The sequence below is a fragment of the Candidatus Nomurabacteria bacterium genome (genome assembly GCA_023898565.1).
GTDB lineage: Bacteria > Patescibacteriota > Minisyncoccia > Phycocordibacterales > UBA918 > OLB19.
Genome location: CP060228.1, coordinates 149,486 through 171,023 on the forward strand (window position 1 = coordinate 149,486; position 21,538 = coordinate 171,023).

Annotated in this window: 19 protein-coding genes and 1 tRNA gene; 1 reads left to right on the top strand and 19 read right to left on the bottom strand. The window is 48.5% G+C overall.

Features of this window, described 5'->3' with window-relative positions; all coding sequences use genetic code 11:
- Positions 1–4: 4 nt before the first annotated feature.
- From H6780_00710 to H6780_00750, 9 genes are all read right to left on the bottom strand, one after another.
- A complete protein-coding gene (locus H6780_00710) occupies positions 5–1,564 on the bottom strand; it encodes a glycosyltransferase family 2 protein (protein ID USN88932.1) in 1,560 nt (519 codons plus the stop codon).
- A gap of 441 nt (positions 1,565–2,005) precedes the next feature.
- Positions 2,006–2,078, bottom strand: a tRNA-Thr gene (locus tag H6780_00715).
- A 64-nt stretch (positions 2,079–2,142) separates the two neighbouring features.
- Complete coding sequence (locus H6780_00720; protein ID USN88933.1) at positions 2,143–2,586, bottom strand: hypothetical protein; 444 nt, start codon at positions 2,584–2,586, stop codon at positions 2,143–2,145.
- Between the two features lie 6 nt (positions 2,587–2,592).
- Positions 2,593–3,177 carry an elongation factor Ts gene (gene tsf / locus H6780_00725; protein USN88934.1) on the bottom strand — a complete coding sequence of 195 codons (585 nt, stop codon included), beginning with the start codon at positions 3,175–3,177 and terminating at the stop codon, positions 2,593–2,595.
- A gap of 49 nt (positions 3,178–3,226) precedes the next feature.
- Positions 3,227–3,967 carry a 30S ribosomal protein S2 gene (rpsB, locus tag H6780_00730; protein ID USN88935.1) on the bottom strand — a complete coding sequence of 247 codons (741 nt, stop codon included), beginning with the start codon at positions 3,965–3,967 and terminating at the stop codon, positions 3,227–3,229.
- A gap of 621 nt (positions 3,968–4,588) precedes the next feature.
- Positions 4,589–5,578 (bottom strand): PCRF domain-containing protein, encoded by a 990-nt coding sequence (locus tag H6780_00735; protein ID USN88936.1) that lies wholly within the window; start codon positions 5,576–5,578, stop codon positions 4,589–4,591.
- 96 nt (positions 5,579–5,674) lie between these two features.
- Positions 5,675–6,523, bottom strand: a complete 849-nt coding sequence (locus tag H6780_00740; protein ID USN88937.1) for a hypothetical protein — start codon at positions 6,521–6,523, stop codon at positions 5,675–5,677.
- Positions 6,524–6,667: 144 nt separating this feature from the next.
- Positions 6,668–6,937 (bottom strand): type B 50S ribosomal protein L31, encoded by a 270-nt coding sequence (locus H6780_00745; GenBank protein ID USN88938.1) that lies wholly within the window; start codon positions 6,935–6,937, stop codon positions 6,668–6,670.
- Between the two features lie 144 nt (positions 6,938–7,081).
- Complete coding sequence (locus H6780_00750) at positions 7,082–8,623, bottom strand: lytic murein transglycosylase (GenBank protein USN88939.1); 1,542 nt, start codon at positions 8,621–8,623, stop codon at positions 7,082–7,084.
- Here H6780_00750 and H6780_00755 point away from each other — a divergent pair.
- Positions 8,595–9,599, top strand: a complete 1,005-nt coding sequence (locus H6780_00755) for a carbohydrate kinase family protein (GenBank protein USN88940.1) — start codon at positions 8,595–8,597, stop codon at positions 9,597–9,599. The genes H6780_00750 and H6780_00755 overlap by 29 nt on opposite strands.
- A 272-nt stretch (positions 9,600–9,871) precedes the next feature.
- On the opposite strand, the gene H6780_00760 is transcribed toward H6780_00755, so the two are convergent.
- The 10 genes from H6780_00760 to H6780_00805 form a co-directional block, all read right to left on the bottom strand.
- Positions 9,872–10,858: a transketolase family protein gene (locus H6780_00760; protein USN88941.1), complete on the bottom strand. Its 987-nt coding sequence runs from the start codon at positions 10,856–10,858 to the stop codon at positions 9,872–9,874.
- A gap of 1 nt (position 10,859) precedes the next feature.
- Complete coding sequence (locus H6780_00765; GenBank protein ID USN88942.1) at positions 10,860–11,753, bottom strand: transketolase; 894 nt, start codon at positions 11,751–11,753, stop codon at positions 10,860–10,862.
- Between the two features lie 45 nt (positions 11,754–11,798).
- A complete protein-coding gene (locus tag H6780_00770; GenBank protein ID USN88943.1) occupies positions 11,799–12,455 on the bottom strand; it encodes a hypothetical protein in 657 nt (218 codons plus the stop codon).
- A 5-nt stretch (positions 12,456–12,460) separates the two neighbouring features.
- Positions 12,461–12,922: an RpiB/LacA/LacB family sugar-phosphate isomerase gene (locus H6780_00775; protein USN88944.1), complete on the bottom strand. Its 462-nt coding sequence runs from the start codon at positions 12,920–12,922 to the stop codon at positions 12,461–12,463.
- A gap of 6 nt (positions 12,923–12,928) precedes the next feature.
- On the bottom strand, positions 12,929–13,954 hold the full coding sequence (gene gap / locus H6780_00780; GenBank protein ID USN88945.1) for a type I glyceraldehyde-3-phosphate dehydrogenase: 1,026 nt from the start codon (positions 13,952–13,954) through the stop codon (positions 12,929–12,931).
- A gap of 62 nt (positions 13,955–14,016) precedes the next feature.
- A complete protein-coding gene (locus tag H6780_00785; protein USN88946.1) occupies positions 14,017–15,645 on the bottom strand; it encodes a fibronectin type III domain-containing protein in 1,629 nt (542 codons plus the stop codon).
- A gap of 7 nt (positions 15,646–15,652) precedes the next feature.
- Entirely contained in the window at positions 15,653–16,417 is a 765-nt protein-coding gene (locus H6780_00790) for a hypothetical protein (protein USN88947.1), read from the bottom strand.
- 2 nt (positions 16,418–16,419) lie between these two features.
- On the bottom strand, positions 16,420–17,490 hold the full coding sequence (locus H6780_00795) for a hypothetical protein (protein ID USN88948.1): 1,071 nt from the start codon (positions 17,488–17,490) through the stop codon (positions 16,420–16,422).
- 19 nt (positions 17,491–17,509) lie between these two features.
- A complete protein-coding gene (locus H6780_00800) occupies positions 17,510–18,214 on the bottom strand; it encodes a hypothetical protein (GenBank protein ID USN88949.1) in 705 nt (234 codons plus the stop codon).
- Positions 18,215–18,316: 102 nt separating this feature from the next.
- Positions 18,317–21,529: a hypothetical protein gene (locus H6780_00805; protein ID USN88950.1), complete on the bottom strand. Its 3,213-nt coding sequence runs from the start codon at positions 21,527–21,529 to the stop codon at positions 18,317–18,319.
- Positions 21,530–21,538 lie beyond the last annotated feature (9 nt).

Genomic DNA, 21,538 nt, shown 5'->3' on the forward strand with positions numbered 1-21,538 from the left:
GTGTTTATTTTAATCGTTTTGGCGTCACCCAGAATCCCATATATCTCCCAAACATAAGACGTGTCTGCGCATCAAGTCCGGGAATTGCACTGAAGACAATCATGGTCATTGGGACCATAATCCACTGCACCGCCATCACGACATAACGAAAACGACTATGATGATCTGGCCGTGGCGGTGTTAATGAAAGCGAGATTACTGAAGATACCACCAACCCTCCCATTGCTACAATCAAAAGATTGCGCACCATGAGTGGAAGCTCGTATGAAAGTACTGTCTCATGAAATTCTCGTGTACCAAGGAAAATCGGCGCCCACCCGAGAATAAAGAGCATGATAGGGTTGGTCACGAGCGACCAATATCCTTCACCTTGCAAGAGCGCAATTGACCAGCGACGCTTTAGTGGAATGTTTTTATTCTTGGTGAAATGATAGATGAGGTACACCCAGTTCTCGACTCCATACGTCCAGCGGCGATGCTGCTTATAGATATTCTTCACCGTCCCCCACATGCTTGGTGCGGTGGTTGCATCCATAGCGATTGGATACGAGAGCGAAATTACATCGAAGTAACCATCGTTTGCCACGAGAAGATTCCAGTAGATACGTGAGTCTTCACTTACGACATTTGGCTGTCCATAGCCGATTTCATAGAGCGCCTGAAAGCTCACAGAGTGCGAAGAAAATGTCGCCGCCTTGTCTGGTCGTTCCTGCATAATCATCTGCCAGAACGTGCTCGACATAGCCATTACGCGTGAGAGTGCCGGCGCATCCCAGAGATTGTTGGTAAAGAGTGGCACCGGCTGGAAGGCGCTCTTATACGGATTTTCGACCGTCATGAAATACCAGATAAGACAGTTGAAGTAGTCAGGATAAATCACCGTGTCTACATCAAAAATAGACACCAATACATCCTTCAGCGGAATATTATGTACATCAATCACCTTTCGCTTCACTTCATGAAGGGCGTGGTGTGTGTTTGAACCCTTGCCAGCAATTTCACCAAGGGTATTGGCTGGGTGAGTGGTTACGAGGAAGTGACCGAAATCTTTCCCGTACTTTACCTCCATTTCTGTAGCAAGCGCCGTCGCCTCTTCCCCTGCTCGCTCTTCAGCAGCCAAGACAACAATGAGTCGCTCTGGATTGTACTTAGATTTTTTCAGGCCCTGAATGGCACCCTCAAGCACTTCACGAGGCTCTTCGTAAAATGGAAAGATTACCAAGTGGTAAAAGTGGTCGTACTCAAATCGAGTGATGAGCTTACCCCAATCGAGCTCCATGTGATGCTTCAGTCGCTTCCAGTTGTATCGCACGTGATACGAAAGAAAGATAGTTTTGAGCACCCAGTAGATAGCAAAGGCAATAATAAAGTACGCAGCAAAAAACGGCGCGTACATTGACGCGAGAATAATACCAATGATAGTACCCCACGCAGCAACGCCTGGTAAGATTTCTAAGAAGCGATAAAAACGACGATCTTTCCCTGAAAGTTCGGTGGCTCGCGCTACTTTAAAATCGGAACGGCGCGCATACGGCAGTAAATGCGACTGGTCTTTAAGATCCATGAGTATCGGGAGTATATACCTTTTTACCAAGAAAATAAAGGCTGAAACAAAGAAAAGGCGCCCGCATAGCGGGCGCCTTTTTAGGCCAGCCTGGCCACCATATACATTAAAAGCTACGAGCCAGCTATCAGAGTGACCTAGAAATTAAGGAGAGTTTTGCTCGACTATAATTTCAGAAATACTCTGGTGGTGCGAACTGATGATTTAGCGGATTGACTATGCGTGTAGTAATACTAGTACATTTCTGAGAGCCAGCTATCAGAGTCGAACTGATGACCTACTTGCAAACGAGTGTACGAAATGAAAGTTCACTTTCATTATCGACACGAGCGCAGCAAGAAAGCTTTTGCTTACGGGTTACAAATCTTTAAAACAATCTCCCAGATTGTTTTAACTCCACCAACTTCGCAAAGCTGGCCACCATATACATTAAAAGCTACGAGCCAGCTATCAGAGTCGAACTGATGACCTACGGGTTACAAATCCGTTGCTCTACCAACTGAGCTAAGCTGGCTCGTAGCTTTCAATACCACGAGTGACCGAAATCCTATCAAATTTTTTTAAATTGCGCTACCTTGCTATTCTTTCCCTTCTAATGTCTTTTTGCGTAAGCGACGCTGCTCTGCCGGCGTCAGCGCCGTGCTCTCACGATGATCAGCCATTTGTCGCAAATGATTCTGCTCACTAAGCTGCTTCTTCTCCGCACGAAGCTCTTTAGTACGCTTCCGATTACGCTCAAAGATATTTTCAAAGAAGGTGTACGCAGCGACTAAGCTACGGAGTATTGTGCGCAAGACAGAATGAATACTGTAGTACCAGTTAAGCTGCACCATATAGCGCATAAAGTGCGTAACTGATTCAGTGATACGATTGCTAACCATCTCCACCACTCCATCAAGCCACGACCGCAAGCCGATAGCAAAAAAACGTCGACCTATTCGACGTTCTTTGCTGGTGACTACGAGCAGCAACACCAACGCGAAACTACAAAGTAGAAAGGTTGTGAGAGCGGTAGAAACCATTCTGAATTATTTTACAGACAAGCGAGAAACTTGAGCGATTGAAACATTCTCACCAAACTTCTGCACCGCACCACTCACCATTTCACCGATAGTAGTGTCTGGATTCTTGATGAAATCCTGTTCCATAAGAATCTGATCCTTGAAGTAAGAGTTGAGCTTACCTTCCATGATTTTCTCCTTCATCTCTTCTGGCTTTCCTTCTAGCTCAGGAGCAAATACTTCCTTTGCTTTTTCAAGTGCATCAGCAGGAAGCTGATCCTTTGAAACATAGGTAGGATTAGTCGCTGCTACGTGCATGGCAATATCCTTTGCAAGCGCTACAAACTCTTCGTTCTTTGACACGAAGTCAGTTTCACACGCAAGGAGCACCATCGCTGCTACTTCATTAGTATTATGCACGTACGCACCAACAGCGCCAGCGCCGAGCTCACGGTCAGACTTCTTCTCTGCCGCTTCGCTTCGCTTCTTCTTAAGAATGATGACCGCCTTTTCCATGTCACCACCAGCTTCTTCAAGTGCCTTCTTACACTGCATCACTGAGATGCCAGTCTTTTCACGCAATTCTTTAAGTTGTGCTGAAGTAATTTCCATATTATTTAATGAACTAGTTTGAGTAATGATTGCCAGCGGGCAAGTCTAACTATCGGCGAGGTGCTGACTTTCGTGGTTCTGGTGCCTTAGGCACGTACGCTGCCTTCCCTTCTTCGTATGACGCAACAAGTTCGTCGAGAATAAGTGACACGCTGCTCTGGAGTGAGTCGTTTACCACTACTGGGTACGTAATCTTTGAAGCATCACAGTCTGAGCTCATGATAGCCATTGTTGCAATTCCTTTATCAAGCGCTTCGGTAACAGCGATTTCATCATGACGTGGGTCAACCACTACCATAAGGTCTGGCATACGAGTAATCTTCGAGATACCGAAGAAATTGAATGAGAGCTTGTCGATTTCGCGACCGATTACCACACGTTCCTTCTTAGTGTACTTGCGTTCCAGTTCACCTGACTCCTTTTCGTGTGTAAGCGCTTCAAGACGATTGATACGCTTCTTGATTTCACTGAAGTTAGTGAGCATACCACCAATCCAACGATTGGTTACGTATGGTGCTTCTACCTTTTCTGCAGCAGCCTTTACGAGCTTAGACGCTTCGTCCTTAGTGCTGACAAAGAGCACAGTCTTGCCGTGAAGACCAGCTTCCTTGATAGTTTCCTTAGCGGTATCTAGGAGTGCAGTTACCTTTTCAAGATCAAAAATATCGCTACCGTCCTTGGTTGTGTAGAGGTACGGCGCAACACTTGGATGACGACGGCTCTTCTTGAAACCGAAGTGTGCTCCAGCCTTGAAGAGACGGTCGATGAATGTTGGGTTATTGGTTGACATAATTATTATTACTGGAGACTCATGTGAGGTGTCACGCTGGAGTGCGGGTTAGAGTAAGTGCATTCCTGGGCAACGCAACCTATGTACAACTAGCTAAGAGGAGCACATGGCCTGAGTCTATGAAGCGCTGGCGGCCGACTTCTAAATAAAAAGCCGCGTAACGCGTTAGCGGCAAGATAGTACCATAGACATATATTGAAATCAAGAAATATCATCACGCAAATAGTGCTTAATTAGCTGAATATCACGCACATCTTTGGGTCTTCCTAAGCGTACTTTCCACTCAAGAACAGTATCTAAAGTAACGCAATATACGCCATCAATTTCCTCAGCCGAGTCTAGTATTTTATCAATATCCCATTCTCCAGGACCCCCAACTCTTATACAGTTCAATATTATGGCCTAACCACTCCAAGTACTCTTCTCCGCTCCCAAGCTCTCTCACGTGCCACTCTGGCAATACGCTGTATTCATTCCAAACCCTTTGTGTAACCAAAACATCGATATCATTAGAGGCTTCTCGTAACCCCCTCACAATAATTGGAGTTGAGCCAAAGAGCGCATACTCGCCCTTAGGGAGCGATAAATTCTGAACATCCTTAAGGAGTTTTGAGAACATAATTACTCCTCATCGGTCCCAATCTCTCCTCCAGCCGCTACGGCCTGCAAGGCCTCGACAATCGGTCCGAGATTACCAGCAAAGGTAGCCTCAATAGTGTGCCAACTTTGCTTGATGCGATGATCAGTGATGCGGTTTTGCGGGAAGTTGTAGGTGCGGATTTTTTCTGAGCGGTCGCCGGTACCGATTTGATTCTTGCGCGTTTCCGCATGCTTCTTTGCCTCCTCTTCTTCGTGAAGTGACTCAAGCTTCGCAATCAAAATCGTCATCGCCTTTTCGCGGTTCTTTAGCTGTGAGCGCTCAGTCTCAGAGCGTACATCAATACCAGTTGGCCGGTGCACGAGACGTACAGCAGTTTCTACCTTGTTTACGTTCTGCCCCCCTGCCCCACCTGAGCGTGAGAATTCCATGTCGATGTCGCCGGGGTTAATTTCGATCGTGGACTTTTTACGCATCGGAAGAATCGCTACCGATGCGGTCGAAGTATGAATACGTCCCTGCTTTTCGGTTGCTGGCACGCGCTGCACGCGATGCACACCTGTCTCGTAGCGAAGATGGTCGTAGACTACGGGACTTAAAATTTCAAATACTGCTTCTTTGTAGCCGCCGGCTTCAGTCGCAGAAACATGCGTCGTAGAGCGCTGCCAGTTATTATTCTCAGCGTACTTCAAATACATATTCGCAAGCTCACCTGCAAACAGCGACGCTTCGTCCCCTCCAGCACCCGCCCGCACTTCAAGGACCACTCCATACGGGCGAGCTTCTTCTTCCTTATTAGCTTCGATGATGCGTTCCATTTCTGAAAACTGCCCTTGGAGCTGTTCAGTCAGTCTGGTGATTTCTTCCTGCGCCAGCTCCGCCATTTCTGGATCTGATGCAGCAAGCTCTTCTGCTTCACGGAGCTTCGCCAGCTCACTCTCAAACTGCGACGCCAAAAATTGCGTCTTCTGATTTTCTTTAAATTCAGCTAGTTTGTCTTGGTTAAAATCCATGTCGCACCAGTGTACTTAATTATGTTGTAAGCGCAAGGTTTTAGGGAGTATAAAAAACCGCCCGACTTTGTGAGCCGAGCGGTTCTCGACACAAGGTCAGGCGGCGACGTTGAATCCCCTGAGGGTTTCAGCGGCCACGCGACAACCGAGGTTTTCATCCTGGAAGCGCTTCACCGAAATTCTCCCAACGTTGGCGAACGGAATCATGCCGTTCGTGAAGCCGTGCCCGATTCCGTCCTTGATGGCTTGGAGCGCCTGTTCCAGCGTCCAGTCATAGAGTTCAGATTCGGGATTCCGCACCTCCTCGGTACGACCGATGGTGGTGAAGAACGCAACTTCTTCCGCGAGGGACTCGAACGAAAGCGGTTCGCCGTGATGGTACTTCCAGACGTTCCCGCGTTCGATCAGTTCCATCATGTCTGCCGATGCGCCCGTCTGCCAGCCGTCGGCATGATGCACCTCGTAGGCATTGCAGGGCGAGCCGTCTTCGTTGCGTTCGTGCAACTGATGATAGCTGATGCCCTTTACGACGAGTTCGACGTCGCCGTCGTGACGGTGCACGAGCACCTTGTCCTCTTCCCAGAAGGGAGTCGGGGGCAGGTCGCCGAGACGGATGTACGTTTCCTGGAACACGCCGCGTTTGTCACGTCTCAGGCCATCGCGCCGCCTCTCCTCGACCTGGTCTGTCATCGTGACGCTGTAGTTGCCAGGAATGAGGCGACCGTCGGGGAGAAGGATGGTTGTGCCGCCCTTCGTGTGATAGACGCCAGGGGCATGCACGAGGACGCGGGTGCGGCCGTAGTACATGATGGCGTCGTGGATGCGGCAGACCACGCCTTTCGTGCCGTCGGGCACGTTGTCGTAGATGTTTGTCCAGTGGCGGGCTTCGGGGTCGACCTTGAAGACGACCTCATCGCCGATTTCCAGAAGTTCGTTGAGCGTCATGGGTAGTTCCTCCGTTTGAAGATGTGAAAAGAAAATCTATAGAAAATAATACATTATAATTAGTTTTTGTCAATGATACTATCTCTGGCTTATATAAAAAAAGCGCCGGTCCCTTGTGGGACCGGCGCTTTTTTATACTTCTCCTTATGCCTTCTTGGTGCGAGCGCCAGCCTTGGCCATACGCTGCTTGAAGCGATCCACGCGACCGGCGGTGTCCATCACCTTTTCCTGTCCAGTGTAGAAAGGATGTGATGCGCTGGTTACGTCTACCTGAACGAGTGGGTACTCGTTACCATCTGTCCACGTATCAGTAGCGTCTGTCTCGATAGTTGAACCAATCAAGATACGCTCATTTGATGAGTTATCGTGGAAGATTACCATGCGGTAGTTTTCTGGATGAATATCTTTTTGCATATTTTCAATTACTTCGGCGAACCCAATGATTGGACGGGAAAATCTTGAAAAGATTTTCCCGTCCAATCTGGAATATAATAAGCAGGAACACCTAATTACTTGTGGCGACAACTATACCAGAAGATACTGGTTTAGCAACTTTTACTAGCTTCCCAGAATCTGAATTTCCTGTGCCAAGCGAGATTTACGATTCATTACCTGGTCACCATAGAAAGCATTGGCAGGATTTGAGGCCCCTCCCCAGCCGGCATAGTATCGCAGCGCAGCCAGGCGGTCGCCACTATACGTGCCATTCGCGCCATTGTCGCGAAGCAAGAGCGCAGTCGCAATGAACGCGTCTTTATTATTGAATGGGTTTGCTGGACTATTAGTACCATTGATACGACGAATCGCATCAGAATTCTTATCGTACACCCAGCCACTACCATTATTTATAATGCCGCCATAAATCGCCCAAGTAGACGGAATGAACTGCGATGGTCCCATCGCACCTCCCCATCCCACACGGGAACCGTTTTGCATAATTGGACATGACACCGTGCGAGTAAATGGATCGAACCCAAGAATATCTGCAATCGCCAAGAAGACTGGCTCGTCACGCGTCGGATGCATTACTGGGCGAGCACTATGACTATCGGTAAAAAGGCAGCTACCAAGGTTTGAGCCAATGTTGGTCTCTTGTTCGAGAATAGCCAAAATCAGTGCCGCATCAACTCCTGTCACCTTCGAGGCGTACTGTGCCAAAGAAACAGCCTCGGGGAACGGGATGCCACCACCTCCACCAAGCAGCGTAAAGAGTGCGTTTCGTAGCTGCGCAGCAGTCTTACGTTGTGACTCTAAGAGTGCTTGATACTGTGCCTCCTCCCCTTTTGTAACAGTCAGAATTTCATGTTTCTCAGCTTCCTTGTCCTCAATTTCTTCTTTCTGTAACTCCTGGATACGCTTCATCTCAGCCTCGGTCTGCTGCTTATTTTCAAGGTCATTTTTTTGCTCGACAGTATCACGCCGAATTTCATGGAGTGCACCAAGGGATTCATTGAGTGATTCTTTGATTGACTGATATGTGGCGACGTCAGTAAAAAATTCTGAGAAACTTTGCTTACTCAGCATAACCTCTACCAAAGAGTACTCATCTACCAGTGCAGACTTCCGTACTAAATCTGCAAGAGATTCTTGCTGCTTCTCCAGACGTTCAGCCAAGATATCGAGCACAACTTCCTTCTCACCAATTTGGTCAGAGAGTTGTGCGATCGCCAGTGAGCGCGCCTGAATACCAAGCTGCGCTTTTTTAATCTCACCTTCAATAATGGTAATGTCGCGCTCGAGCGATTGACGTTCTTGTTGCTTGTCTTCCACTAAGCGCTGTTGCGTGAGAATTTGCCGCTCAACATTCTGCAGCTCAGTCTCAAGACGCTTGCGTCGCTCTGCGTCAGTTTCGCTTGATGCGGTCGTTGGCGGCAGCAAGAATATTAAAATAAAAAAGGCGGCAGCAATCCTCTGTATCATGCCGACATTATACCAGAGGCGCGCCACAGCCAAACTCGACAAACCTATGGATAGCTTTTCTGCTGTACGCACTTGGGCGGAAGCTTCGCTTCCGCCCGTAGTACTCACCATCAAACCCTCCTCCGCACCCGCCCAGTGGTATACTTTTTCTATGTCACAACAATATGATTTCGTAGCCATTGGCGACATTTTGATTGACGCCTTTATCCAATTAAATAAAGACCAGGCTGATGTTTCCATTGATATGGACACTGGCCGCAAGACCTTGCAAATGCCCTTCGGCAGCAAGCTGCCGTACGACAACGTCGTGGTAGTGCCAGCCGTCGGCAACTCACCAAACGCTGCAGTATCGGCACACCGACTTGGCCTTGAGACCGCACTCGTCACCAACCTCGGTCACGATAAGTTTGGTAAGGAGTGTATCGATGCACTCCGACAAGAAGGGATTCATACCGACTTTGTGAAGATTCATGAAGACAAGGTAACCAACTACCACTACGTACTTCGGTATGGCCCAGAGCGAACGATCCTCATCAACCACGAGCATTACCCGTACTCACTACCCGACTTCCCGGTAGCACCGAAGTTCTTCTACTTCTCTTCGGTTGGCGAACACGGTCTCCCCTACCATCATGAAATTGCCGAGTACGTAAAAAATAACGAGACCAAGCTCGCCTTCCAACCAGGCACCTTCCAGATCAAGGTAGGATACGAAGAAATTCGCGACGTCTACGAAGCTACTGAAATCTTCTTCTGCAACAAAGAAGAAGCTCAGGAAATTCTGAAGACCACGGAACAGCACATCCCAACCCTCATTCGCGGTATCCGCGAACTTGGCCCAACGATTCCGGTAGTAACGGACGGTCCGAACGGTGCCTTCACCGTAGACGCCGACGATCAGGCCTGGCACATGCCAATGTACCCAGACCCAGCACCACCAGTGGATCGCACCGGCGCTGGAGACTCATTCTCCTCAACCTTCACCGCAGCGATTATCCTCGGCAAAGACCCAGCCGAAGCCCTCGCTTGGGGACCAATCAATTCAATGAATGTGGTGCAATACGTCGGTGCACAAGCCGGCTTACTCCCCCGCGAAGAACTGCTCAAGTATCTCGAATCACGACCAGAAGATTACGTGGCTAAGAAGATTGATTAAGACGTGCAAAATAATAAAACTGGCCTAAAGCCAGTTTTATTATTTTAAATTTACTGTATAGTCAAAACAGACAACCGAGCAAAGGAGCTCAACATGGACAGAAAACCTGGACCTAATGACGTACCCATAAAAGGAACTGGTGGAAGATATAGCACACCTCCAGGCAATTTTATTGAAAGAATGTCACGGGGCCGAAATCACAACCGACCGCCGAAAAAACCGGCAAGCAAAAAACCGCTCAAGGAATGAGCGGTTTTTCTATTTCAATATATCTATCCAATCACCTCTTTCGCCGCTGCCACAATCCCAGGCACATCCATACCGAAGTGCGAAATCAGTTCATCTGGCTCGCCAGACTCACCGAAGCGGTCCTTCACCCCAACTCGAGCAATCTTGGTTGGACGGACGCTAGAGAGATACTCTGCGACCGCGCTACCAAGCCCACCAGTAATCTGATGTTCTTCAACAGTCACGAGCGTCTTATGCTCATTCGCAAACGAGAGAAGCGCTTCAGTATCAAGCGGCTTAATGGTGGCCATATGGAGCACAGACGCACCAATACCAGCAGCGTTTAATTCTTCAGCTGCTTTAATCGCGTTGAAAAGGAGTGAGCCAGTCACCACAATACCGACCGTCTGCTCATGTGCAGCATCACGCAAATACATCACCTGTGCCTTACCAATCTCAAATGGCGTTTCAGGCGTAGTAACTACCGGCGTCGCACTACGTCCAAGACGGAAATAAACCGGGCCGTCATACTTGGCAGCAGCCAAGGTTGCCTTACGCGCTTCATGTACATCGGCTGGCGCAATTACCACCATGTTTGGAATGACGCGCATAATCGCCATATCCTCAATCGCTTGGTGCGTAGCGCCATCAGGACCAACCGACACACCAGCGTGCGCACCAACCACTTTTACATTGCTGTTGTTGTAACAAATCGTCGTGCGGATTTGCTCCCAGCTGCGACCTGGAGAAAACATTGCGTACGATGCAATAAATGGAATCTTACCCATTGCCGCCATACCTGATGCCACTGAAGCCATACTCTGCTCCGCAATACCAACCTGCACAAAACGATGCGGGAATTCATTGGCAAACTTATGTGTCTGTGTAGACTCAGTCAGATCACAACAAAGTGCCACAATGCGCTCATCGCGTTTCCCTGCCTCTAAGAGCCCATCACCATAGCCGTGGCGAGTTGGTACTTTTTCTACGTCTCCTGACGCAAGATTTGGTTGTAGATGTTCGGCGTACATATTATGAGTCTTGAGGTTCAATAGTATCTGCTAAAGTGCGGAGTTTTTTGAGCGCAACTTCCGCCTGCTCGCTGCGATCTACTCGATCTTCTGGCCCCTTCCCTGGAGGATTACCATGCCAGCGGAAGTCGCGCTCAAAGACATCAACTCCCTTAGAGGCAATTGTGTGTGCAATAATCACGGATGGCTGACTGTATACCGACTGTGCCTTTCCAATCGCGTCATTAACTGAGCGAATGTTGTGCCCATCCACTTCCTGCACATCAAAGCCAAATGAGGCGAGTTTTTCTGCAAGTGGCTCAAGCGGCATCACGTCCTTGGTGTAGCCATCAATCTGAATACCGTTACGGTCGATAATGACGATAAGATTATGGAGCTTCTCTTTGCCGGCGTGCATGAGTGCTTCCCATACCTGCCCTTCATTCAGCTCACCATCACCAGTCAGACAGTAGAAAAACTTTGATGAATACGGATTGTCAATACGCTCGGCAATTGCCATACCAACCGCCTGCGACAGACCAGAACCTAGCGGACCAGAGCTTGTTTCAATCCCAGGCAACGTACCGCGATGCGGATGTCCCTGGAGACGTGACCCGAGCTTACGTAGCGTTAGCAGCTCCTCAACCGGAAAGTATCCAGCATGCGCAAGCGTGGCGTACAACACCGGACAGATGTGGCCATTAGAAAGAATCACACGATCACGCTCTTCCCAATCGGGATTTTCTGGATCGTGCCGCAAAATCCCAAAATACAACAGCGTAAAAATATCTGCCATGCCCAAAGGACCAGCGGTGTGACCACTCCCCGCTTCCACTAACATCTCAATAATACTTTGACGAATACTATTCGCCTTGCGCTCCAGCGCTGTTACTTCGTCTGACGTAAGGTACTGCATATGTACCACCAGTATAGCAAAAGCTCTCACCAATGACGGTGAGAGCTAGTTAATAAGTGCTACGAGCGCTGCGTGCGCCGCCTTGGGGTCTGGTTGTTTTACAATCGCCGAGCCGCACACGAAGCGATCCACACCGGCCTCTTTAAGGCGCACGATGGTGTCTTTATTAACACTGCCATCAACCGAAATCATCATATCAGGAAACGCTTTTCGGAGCTCGCGCACCTTATCTAGCGTTGGTTCGTAAAATGGTAGCCCTTGTGCACCAATTTCATAGATACCCATCAGCTGAATGTAGTCAGCATGCTTCGCGTACTCAATAAGCTTTTCAAGCGGTGTGTCACCATGTGCACTTACTCCAAGTGACACATCAGTTTGTTCTGAAAAGGCTATAAAAGCCTCCAATGATACTGTCTCTACATGGAAGACGAGCATGTCAGCCCCCGCCTTAATCCACTCACGTGCAGCCGGCAGTGGCTCCTCTACCATCAAATCAACTTCAAGCGTATAGACATCAAGTAAGTGCTTTACTGACACAGGGTCACCAATTGGTTGGTACGGCCAGCATACAGAAGAGACGAATTTTCCATCTACCAAGTCGAGCTGCAGCTCACGCGAAAACGCTAAATCTTTTGCATATGAGAGCACCGCTTCTTTGCTTTCAGGGATTATGGCTGGTACAACCTGGCTATACTTCATCATACTCTTTAACGAATCTTCTTAGAGATATCTTCAATCTTAAAATTGCGGCGTTCATATTTTTCAGCGGTGAGCGCTGGTTCATGGAGCCATGTCCAAATCACTTCTTTAGCGAGATTTATATCTACAAAGCGCGCACCGATCGAGAGTATGTTCGCATCATTGTGTTGCCTAGAAAGCGGCACAATAGACTTGTCTCCTCCATAAAATACAGCCGCTCGCACGTGCGGAAACCGATTTGCCATCATAGCCTCACCTTGCCCTGAACCACCAAAAATAATACCGCGGCTCGACTCTGCAGCAGCACTCACCGCCGCCGCAGCCTTTGAAATGAAATCTGGAAAATCGTCATCAGAAACAAAATCCTTCGCACCATGATCTACCACCTCAAACCCCTCTTGCTCTAGCCATGCCAAAACCGCATCTTTATGTTCAAGTCCGGCATGATCTGTAGCAAGATGAATCACCATAGTAAATTACGAAATGTACTTGGAGGCCTCTGCCACATGTTCGACAAGCGTTTGTGTGTAGCTGGTTTCGTTGTCATACCACGCCAGCACTTTCACCAGGTTACCACCAACCACGCGTGTGAATGACAGATCAGCAATTGAACCGACACGCGCACCAATAATGTCAGTTGATACTATCGGCTCATCGGTTGCTGCTAAAATATTCTTCCAACGTGGATCAGCAGCCGCTTTACGTAATGCTTCATTAATTTCTTCGACGGTCGTTTCGCGCTTCGCGATAAAGGTAAGGTCTACAATTGAGCCAACCGGTACCGGAACACGCATAGCGATTCCATCGAACTTCCCTTCAAGTTCAATGTGCGCCTTTGTTGTAGCAACAGCCGCACCCGTTGTAGCCGGAATAATATTGAGAGCGGCAGCTCGTCCAGAACGCAAATCTTTCTTGGCCGGACCGTCCACTAATGACTGGGTTGCCGTGTATGCGTGCACAGTGTTAAGAATTGCTTTCTCGATACCAATTGTTTCCTTGAGGACGGCCACTACCGGACTGGTCGCATTAGTGGTACATGATGCATTTGAAGAAATATCACAAGTAGCCAACTGGTCATGATTGACCCCCATCAAGACGGTTGCGCCGCGCACGCCAGATTCTGCTGGTTCATCTTTAGCTGGTGCAGAAATGACCACACGCTTAGCTCCAGCATCCATGTGTTGCTTCGCACCACCAAACTTAGTGAAGAAGCCAGTTGATTCAACCACAACATCAATATTTAAATCTTTCCACGGTAGCTTAGCAGGCTCTCGTTCACTTAAGAACTTTACTTCCTTTCCACCCACCTTAAGACCACCTTCCATCACTTCCACCTCAAACGGAGCACGGCCGTAGACTGAGTCATATTTAAGCAGATACGCCAAATTATCGAGACTACCGAGATCATTGACCGCGACAATCTCAAAATCTGAACGCCCAAAGGCAGACCGCATAAAGTTGCGACCAATTCGACCAAAACCGTTGATTGCTACACGTACCATATATAAGAAATAAACAAATTAATTAACTCCTGTAACTATACAAGCAATCAGACAACTCGACATCACGCGTTATCCTCAGTTCGTCGTTTATGCAGAAGGAATAGAATAAGCAGTACAAGTAACACTCCCAGCACAAGCGCAACTGATGGCCACCATGCAAAAAGTAAGTCTGGGAAAATCACCGGTGTTTTTGTTTCATCAATCGTTTCGATAAAGATTACTGGTGTTTGGTACGTACCAACTACAAATGCTTCATAATCGTAAATCTCTAAAATGAGCAGTGATTGACCCACTACAAACAAGGCCGGGATTTGTGCTTCATAGGCAGTTCGATCTCGATTGATGCGAAGCAGGAAAGAATACGTTTTTTCAGGATCGACTGGATTTTGAATCGTGGCAATAAGCGACTTCAAATTACCCGCGACCGCAGTCCGCGGCACAGACACGGTAAAGGCAGTAGCGGCATCAAGCTGAATTGGCGCGTCGGTAAACAAATACGTAAGATTCCCCTGAGCAACCAACACTTCAGACAACAGAGGCATTTTCATTTCAACCGTGAACCGCTTAGTATCAATCGAAGACGTGGCATCATTCGTGTCCGGCACAGGCACTCCGATTATCGGCCCTTGACCTGGTCCAGTCTGTTCAAAACCTGCGCCAGGAAATACAGTAGCCGCATATACAACAGCCACCGCTCCCGACGAAATATTGCCAAACTGATCATACACAAAAGCGGTGTAGTACACAGGCGAGTACTGATTAAGCACGCGCTCATCGGTGGCAGATTCTTTTATTCCTTGGTACACAATCGCACCATCCTGTGGATGTTCTGGGAACCCCAAATGACTGCGCACAATCCGAACGTGCGCAAGATCGGGCTGGCTAGGCAATTTCCATGAGAGCAGCACATTGGTGTCTACTGCAATCGCACTAAATTGTTCAACGTTTGAAACCGCATATTGTCCTTCGTCTTTTACCGTAGTAAATGAACCTTGCTTGATTACAGTCGCAACTCCAAATGGAGTGTACCCAACAATTTCATACTCGTACTCGGTGCCTGGCTCAAGATCAGTCAAAAGCACCGTATGATCCATTGCAAATACACTACTCACCACATACCCAAGCTCATACGATCCTGTTCTTCCCCATCGCACCTCGAGACGAGCCTGATGCGCAGTTGTCACAAGCAAACTAGTAGTAGACATACCGACATCAATCGCGATTGCTTCAGCTATTACACGCGCTGCGGTTCCACTCTGACCACTTACTGGTTCTGTAGTGGTGGCCACCGGCGGCACCACGGGTGGATTTGGTGTGGTAGTTGCTAGAGCATTTGAAGTAGACGAGTAATTAAATGATGGATCAAATGCTCGAACTACGTAGCTGTAGGTGGTGCTTGCAACCAAACCAGAGTCGGAATATGACAGTAGTGTAGTGGTCGCAATTGGGACGCCGTCACGCAAGACCGAATAACCTGACAACATGGTGTCGTCTGTTGCTGCAGACCAGGTAATATCAATTTGTGTCGACGCAACCGGAATGACAGAAAGCAACGTTGGTGTAGTCGGCGGGTTAGCATCCACTCCACCGAACACACGCACTACAAAGGTTTCATCAGATTGAGCTGATGCAAAACTCGCGGCGGCAACAAAAAAGCAAACAATCAGTGCGCGTGTGATTAAATACTTCATCAACCCATTATAACGGCAAAGCCGTGATTGTAGTGGTTGCGATATACACGCCATCTAATACCCCTGCCCCACTTCCGACACCCACTCGAAAGCGCACGGAAGTTGTCGCTCCACTTGGGTGGTTCGCTCCTGCGCCCTCCGCGATTACTTGAGCAGTCGTTGACACACCAGCCCAACACGCAAAAGCAGTATCTAGCGAGCCGGTGTTACAAATACCGCCGCCGTCTTTGAAAAACTGAGTTATATCAATCCCTTCGGGAGTGTATCCAAAGTACGCCTCGCCTGCCCCAACAGTGAAGGAGTAGTCTGGCTCAGCTCCCTCATTGTAATCGGCAATACTATAGGGAGGGTTTTGCATAGCAGGATCGTTTTGTCCCTTGATTGTAAGCTGATAACCAGACGGACTATCAGTCACAACGGTAAACGTTGAGGATCCATTTGCTTCACCTCCGGTAATACCCGGAATTGACTGATCCATAATTACATTACCCGTGGTAGTCAAACCAATAAAGACCTCTTGCATTTGCTGATAGCCCGCTTTTAACATGTATGACGCGCTGCTCGATTCTCCTGTTGCAACTTCGCCAACGGTACTTTCACTGATGTATGAAGTAGACGTAGACAAACCACCACCCACATTAAGACTATCACTCTGCAATTGATAGCTTGCGCTCGAGCGCACCTGGGCCAAACTCACATTCAGCAACAACAAGACAATCATTGTTGTTGCCCCCGCTTCAAATATGCTACGCAAAAGAACAGTTTTTTTCATGCTTACGCATCTTTTCGTTTAAATTCAAACGTACGGAAAAATGCTCTCACACTGAAAATTATAATAAATAAAGTCAAAAACACGCCCCCGACAATCTTCCAAGGAAGCACCCAGAAGCTAACTGCCACCTCATCAACAATATCATTGTACCCACGATTAACCCGAGCAGTAACCGTATAACGTCCGAGTAAAAACTCTCGATTCCACTCAATTTCACGCACACGTAGCGATTTTGGCAATACAAACCAAGGTTCCAGCTCAACAAATCCGACCTCTTCTCCAAACATGTTAGTGATTGAAATCTCACCGTATGGATTAAGGTGAACGGTACCAGTGTTTTCATATAAAATACCCATGTTAACCGGTCCCGACTCATACCACATCTTGTCATCAATCAAATCAATTGATTTAGTCTGTCCAGATTCATCGACCTCTCCTTTTACGCGAATGAAGAACAACGAACCAACACGAGCAATAATCGGAGAACGTGGCACCACTCCCTCGCCCTCTGCAGGGGCGGTCTGCACCGTAGATACCAATACGCTACCATAATACCCGCCTGGGCTGGTATTTGGTGGAACACTAATAGTGATCGGGATTCGTGCTCGTTCACCCAAATTAAGTCTCACCGTGTCTTCTGGGAATGAGATAAAATCACGCACACTATATGGCCCCTTTTTATCGCCAAGCAGCGTAACCGCTGAGCTTCCGTCAGCCGAACCCTCAACGTCCTCAATTTCTAGCAAATATTCTTTATCGTTAGCCACACGGTTGGCAACCGTGATTTCACGCACGACCGTTTGGCCCGGACTAAGTTCGATTTCTGTTCGACCAGGCCCAACCACAAAATCACCCACTTCGACATTACCAAAAATACGTTCCACTTTATACCAATCAGTCACAGCTACTGTTTGTGTTGTAGTTGACGCGATAGCCTCGGTAGAGCTGGCAGCAGCCAGTTCATCTGCTACATCTGTACCGCCAATAGACTGCGCAAACACCTCTCCAAAGCAGAGAGGTGTGAGCATGAGAGTAAAAATAAACGCAACGAGAATCTGTGTTCTGGTAGTCATAGAGTGACTACAGAATAGCTTACTTAGCAATAACCGACAAGGTCACTGTTGCAGTATACCATTCTGCCTGTGGCACCGGAGTGGCACCACTCGGTACAGTGAGATTAAAGGTTACTGTTGAGGTGGCACCGGTCACCGCAGCAGCTGACGTGTCCATGATACGGAACGCTGTGGTACTCGGCGCCATCCAACAGCTTACTGCGCCGTTTTGTGAACCACCCAAGTTACAAGCGGCGCCGTTATTCAAGAATGACTGATCAAGATCTGAAGTAGAAGAAGCGGTCACGGTGTACGCAAATTGAGCTGAAGTACTAGCTACATAGCCGTAGGTTGGCTGTCCAATGGTGTATCCCTGGTAATCATGAATCGCATCACTAAGTGAGGTGTCTCCCTGCATTGCTTCCGCTGATCCATTATCAAAGAAATCGATCGTTACGTAATAGCCTGCCGTGTTGTTGGTTTGTACCACAAACTGTGTGGTACCGGTTGCTTGACCACCAGTCACACCGTTCAGTGTACCAGCCATGGTTACGTTTGCTGGCGGCACCAAGAATGAGGTTTCGTCAGTGATCTGGGCTCGAACAGTAATATCTACACTTTCGTCGCCGTGACTGATTGCCGGTTCGATTAGGAAATACGTCGCAAAAAGCGTCGCTACCATAGTGACACTAGCCCAGAAAGCAAATATTCCAGACTGAGCAAAATGTTTAAGATTGTAATTCATGATTAATTTGTTGCGTTTTTAACCTATTAATTATAGCAATTTTCTGCCACCTACGGCCCGTTTTGAGCTGTGCCTGTGTATAAAGTAAGCATACTATACACTTTAAATAGCCCCGCCGCCGCCGGCCCCGCCGCCGCCAACGTAGTGATACACCCGCACCTGAATCGCATCAACCTGTACTGTATTGCTGGATGGATTACCCACAATGCGTACCGCAAAGTTAGCATTACTGAGCTGACCAGCACTCCAGCCATGGCCCCAGGTATCACTCGCACCGCCGAGTGTAATGACTTTATCAGCGGTCGTGAGTGTTGGTGTTGTCTTGGCACTAGTCCACGTGGTACCGCCGTCCCACGAGAGCTGAACACCAATGTCGCCGGCGGCGGTAGTACCAGACACTTCGAGCTTCACTTCAATACCGGTCACCACACTACTGCCGCCAAGCGCATAGCCGTACGCTGAGTATGAAGAAGAGGCATTAGTGGTGTTGGTTGTCGCATAGGTGCCGTCGGTCTGGTCATAGGCATTGGCACCGGTAGTGAAGTCACCAGCATGAGCAGTTGGCCACTTGTAATTTGGATCATCCCCAATCTGTTCCCCTGCCTCTTCGGTGCCGCCAGTCTCGACCGAACGACCTTCTGGTGCCGAATCGCCGACAGCTGCACTACTGCCGCCTCCGCCGCTTTGATTGTTGCGATTGTGCTGCACTGAGTCGACAGTACCGTACACATCCTGTACTCCCACTTCATCCGCCACTGCCAGATCATCCGCATACAGCGCAAGCATCATAGCAGCGCCATTTTCCGGCGCATTCCAGTCTGCAATTACAAGGTAGTTCGTGGTAGTAGTAGAGAGGAAGTCAGTTGTGAAAACAATCGTGCCAGTCTTGTCATCAAGTGTGAAAACACCTGTACCACCAACCTGCTCATCGCCTCCGTCGTAGAGAGCGTCATTATTGTGGTCACGGAATAAGCGAATATTTGAGAAGTCACTCGCATCAATCTTCTTCGCACCGCTGACGGTAATAGTGAGGTCGGTCACCGTAGCAGAACCACTCTCCGGGATAAGCTTGAAAGCAAAGAGTGCTTCATCAGTTTTGTTTTGGAAGTTAAAGGCATTATTCACTTGCGTGTCGTCATGATTTGTAATCGTGGTGGAACCAACAACGAGAGATGACGTGCTGAACGTCCAGTTGACATTGTTTCCGTAATCGACCGAATCAAGAGCAGCAACAGTCGACGAAGCGCCGCTGTCTTCTACATTTACATATCGAACATTCAGCTGACTACCTGGAATATCGAGGTACCACTGCGTACCCTGCTCACTTGAGCGAAGCCACACAGGAGAAGAAGCACCGCCTTGCCAGTCTACGCTCTCAAATGTACTCGTAGCGCCTGCCACAAACTGAGCAGATGTACTTGCAGTCATGGTAAACGTACCGGTTGTTTCTACCGGCATACCGAAAATGACTGATTGGGTAGTTGTACCATCCTGCGACGTGTTTGAAATGGTGAGATCATAGAATGCACTGTCACCAGACAATGTACCCGTGGCGGTTTGTTGCGTAACACCCGAGAAAATCACCTCTGAAGTAGAAGCTGCTAAGATGCCGTTGTTGGTATAATCTCCACCCACAGAAAGTGTCGCGTCAGTCAGGTTTAAGTAACCGTCGTTGGTCAGAGAATCTGAGACAGTTACTGTAGACGTACTAATTACAGTCGCATAACTGGTACTTGCGTTAGTCAGAGAATCAAGGCTTAATGCATCGTAGATTGTTAGCGATGGAGTCACGCTTCGCATCACATTATCATCACTCCAACCAACCGCCACAAAATAACTATCGCCATACACAACCGATTCCCAGCTGCCAAGACCCTCGCGAACAGTCCACGTAATACCATCTGGTGAGGTTATGACGCGATCTGCGCCTGCTCCAACTGCTACAAAGAGACCGTTGCCGTAAGCCACCGAGTTCCATGAGCCTGTTGTTGAACGCACCGTCCAATTGACACCGTCGGGTGAGGTCATGACGCGGTCGCCAGAGTACCCCACCGCTACAAAGAGACCGTTGCCGTAGGTGACTGATAGCCAGCTGTCGTTATTTCCGGCGGCTGAACGCACCGTCCAATTGACACCGTCGGGTGAGGTCATGACGCGGTCGCCGGAGCTGCCTACCGCCACGAAGAGACCGTTACCGTAGGTGACTGATTGCCAGCTGTCGTTATCCCCGGCGGCGGAGCGGACGGTCCAAGTGATGCCGTCGGGTGAGGTCATGACGACGTCGTCTGCGCCATTACTAGCCCAACCCACCGCCACGAAGAGGCCGTTGCCGTAGGTAACATCATACCAGTCATCATTATCCCCCGCAGCACTGCGCGCGGTCCATGCCCCACCTCCACTACTCGGCGCCACCACCACATCTCCGAGTGCGTTAGCTCCCACCAAGTCACCCATCACGAGCGGATCTGGTCCAGTGAAGTAGGTTGTGCCACCGTTGTTATCAAAGGTGCCATTCTGGCTAAAGTCACCACCGATAGTCAGAAGACTTGGCGCGACCAGAGAGCCAGAGATGGTGAGGTTTGAGGTAGACGCATTGTTTGAGGCAGTGTATGAACCCTCAATAGAGATGTCGCCTAAAGCTGAAGAGCCGGTGAGGGTGCCAGAGAGCGTTTTGCTGGTGCCGGTGAATTTTGCTAAACCACCATTATTATCAAACACTCCGCCGTCGTTATGGAATGAACCAGAGAAGGTAGATGACGCAGCATTTACGAAAGTGCTACTACTCCAAATATATAACTCCTTACCGTCTTCAACGGTAAGAGTGTCACCCGTAGTAGAGGCGGTGTATCCAATATCAGCATGTTGGCTTGCATCATACGTATCCAAATCAGCCAACGTAGTACTTGTTGCTCCCTCCTGACGTACAATTATCCGATTATTGTAGATATCAACGCCAGTTAGATTCTCAGTTGACGAGGCAAATTTTGACACAACAGTTCCTTCGTCAAAACCAGAATTCCAAATCCAGATAACAAATGGCGTGTCGACACCAACACCATTACTATTATCAACTGTGAAACTAAAATTCCCGCTATTGTCTGATGAAGTCGCCTGCACGCTGACAGTCGAAGTACCAATTGCTAAAAACAAAGATTCTGCAAATGAAGCAGCTGTCGCACCTTCATCATCATAAATTGTACCTGAAATCGTAAATGTACCTGCCTCAGCCAGCATCGGCGCAAACACAATCACAGCACAACCAGCGACAACCGCGGCTTTAACGTACTCAATGATGTTTTTAATGGCTACTGTCATACAATTTTT